General features: G+C 55.6%; 1 protein-coding gene. It reads left to right on the top strand.

The genetic code is table 11. The features are described 5' to 3' along the window. Positions 1-5: 5 nt before the first annotated feature. The coding region (locus tag ABSG49_RS12250; protein ID WP_424026416.1) for an FG-GAP repeat domain-containing protein at positions 6-1,127 on the top strand (1,122 nt) is incomplete at its 3' end.

A 1,127-nucleotide genomic window follows, 5' to 3' on the forward strand; every position in this document is an offset into this window, starting at 1 on the left:
CCGGCCTGGGACGCACCGGCTGGGGGACGGGCGTTTGCGTCGGCGACTATGACAATGACGGATGGGACGACCTGTTCTGCTGCTACTGGGGCCACAACATCCTCTGGCACAACAACGGAGACGGGACCTTTACGGATGTGACGAAGAAAGCGGGACTCTGGGAAGACCGCGTCCGCTGGGGCTCCGGTTGCACCTGGCTCGACTATGACCACGACGGATTGCTGGATCTCTTCGTCTGCAATTACATAGAGCTGGATATCACGAAAGTGCCGGTGCCTGGCGCCTCCGGCTATTGCCAGTGGAAAGGTATCCCCGTCATGTGTGGGCCGCGCGGCCTTCCCGGCGGGATGAACCTCCTTTACCACAATAACGGTGATGGGACCTTCACGGACGTTTCGCAAAAGGCCGGCATCCTGAAACCCGGGCCGCGGTATTCCATCACCAGCGTGTCGTATGATTTTGACAACGACGGCTGGCCGGATATCTACGTGGCAGTGGATTCGGAGCCCAGCATCCTATTTCACAATAATAAGGATGGGACATTCACGGACGTCTCCGTTATGGCGGGTTGCGCGTATAACGAGGATGGACAGGAACAGGCCGGCATGGGCGTAGGCGTCGGAGACTACGACTGCGATGGGTGGCTGGACATCTTCAAAACGAATTTCACCGACGATACCCCCGATCTTTACCATAACAATGGGGACGGGACTTTTACCGACGTCACCTTCGTCGCAGGCCTTGGTGTGAACACGCAGTACGTTTGCTGGGGCGCGGGATTCATGGATTACGACAACGATGGTTGGACGGATATTTTTCACGTCACGGGCCATGTTTATCCTGAAATCGAAAACTATCATCTCGATGCTACGTTCAGGAATCCACGCCTCGTTTACAGAAACCTTGGGAATGGCAAGTTTAAGGACGTCTCAGCTCAGATGGGACCGGGAGTAACGGAGCGCTTCTCCAGCCGCGGCTGCGCATTTGGGGACTACGACAACGACGGCGACCTCGACGTCCTGGTCCTCAATATGAATGACAGGTTCTCCCTCTTGCGGAATGATGGAGGAAACAAGAACAACTGGATCAAACTCAAGTTAATTGGGACACATTGTAACCGCACTGCA

Origin of the sequence: Methanoregula sp., assembly GCF_049510175.1 — an archaeon.
GTDB lineage: Archaea > Halobacteriota > Methanomicrobia > Methanomicrobiales > Methanospirillaceae > Methanoregula.